This window comes from Streptomyces rubellomurinus (assembly GCF_000961885.1).
GTDB classification, from domain to species: domain Bacteria; phylum Actinomycetota; class Actinomycetes; order Streptomycetales; family Streptomycetaceae; genus Kitasatospora; species Kitasatospora rubellomurina.
Window position 1 is genome coordinate 1 of the sequence record NZ_JZKH01000234.1, and the last position, 1,554, is coordinate 1,554.

Annotated in this window: 1 protein-coding gene; it reads right to left on the reverse strand. The window is 72.8% G+C overall.

What is annotated here, in order from left to right:
- A partial coding sequence (locus VM95_RS37490) for a type I polyketide synthase (protein WP_045705875.1) occupies positions 1–1,554 on the reverse strand: 1,554 nt, incomplete at both ends.

Consider the following 1,554-nt stretch of genomic DNA (forward strand, 5'->3'; position numbering starts at 1 on the left):
GCCCGGCTGGTCGTCGCCGAGAACGCCACGTCCGCGACCGAGAGTTCGGGCTTCGCCAGCAGGTGCGACCGCAGCCGCTCGGCCTGCGCCCGCAGCGCCGCGTCCGTGCGCGCCGACAGCACCACCGGCACCGCGCCGGCGGGCCGGACGACCTCGGCCTCGGGGGTCTCGGCCGGCTCCTCCGCCGGCGCCTCCTCGACGATCAGGTGCGCGTTCGTCCCGCTGACACCGAAGGAGGACACGCCCGCCCGGCGCGGCCGCTCGCCCGCCGGCCAGTCCCTGGCCTCGGTCAGCAGCTCGACCCGACCCGACTCCCAGTCCACGTGCGGCGACGGCTCGTCCACGTGCAGGGTGCGCGGCAACACACCGTTGCGCATCGCCATCACCATCTTGATCACGCCCGCGACACCGGCCGCCGCCGACGTGTGACCGATGTTCGACTTGATCGAACCCAGCCACAACGGCTCGTCGCCGACCCGCTCGCGCCCGTACGTCGCCAGCAGCGCGTGCGCCTCGATCGGGTCACCCAGCTTGGTCCCCGTCCCGTGGCCCTCGACCGCGTCGACCTCCGCCGCCGACAGCCCGGCACTGGCCAGCGCCTGCCGGATCACCCGCTCCTGCGAGGGACCGCTCGGCGCCGTGAGCCCGTTGCTCGCACCGTCCTGGTTGACCGCACTGCCCCGGATCAACCCGAGAATGCGACGCCCGTTGCGCTTGGCGTCCGACAGCCGCTCCAGCACCACCAGACCGACGCCGTCCGAGAAGCCGGTGCCGTCCGCGTCGGAGGAGTACGCCTTGCAGCGCCCGTCCGGCGCCAGCCCGCGCTGGCGGCTGAACTCGACGAACAGGAACGGCCCGGCCAGCACCGTCACACCACCGGCGAGCGCCAGCGAGCACTCGCCCGAGCGCAGCGCGTTCGCCGCCAGGTGCATCGCCACCAGCGAGGACGAGCAGGCGGTGTCCACCGACACCGCCGGGCCCTCCAGACCCAGTGCGTAGGCGACACGACCCGACATCACGCTGCTCTGCGTGCCGGTGACCCGGAAGCCCTCCAACTCCGGCAGCGTGGACGGCCCGTAGTCCGAGGACACGGTGCCCGCGTAGATGCCGGTGTCGCTGCCCTTGAGCGAGGTCGGGTCGATGCCCGCGTCCTCCAGCGCCTCCCACGCCGACTCCAGCGTGAGGCGCTGGGTCGGGTCCATCGCCAGCGCCTCACGCGGCGAGATCCCGAAGAAGTCCGCGTCGAACGTCGTCGCCGAGTCGACGAAACCGCCCTCGACGGCGTACGCGCTGCCCGGACGCTCCGGGTCCTCGTCGTACAGCTTCTCCAGGTCCCAGCCGCGGTCGGTCGGGAACGGACCCATGCCGTCCCGCCCCTCGGCCACCAGCCGCCACAGCTCCTCGGGCGAGCTCACCCCGCCCGCGAACCGGCAGCTCATGCCGACGATCGCGATCGGCTCGACAGCCCGGTCCTCCAGGTCGCGCACCCGGCGATTGGCCGTGCGCAGCTCATTGGTGACGCGCTTGAGGTAGGTACGGAGTTTCTGTTCGTCG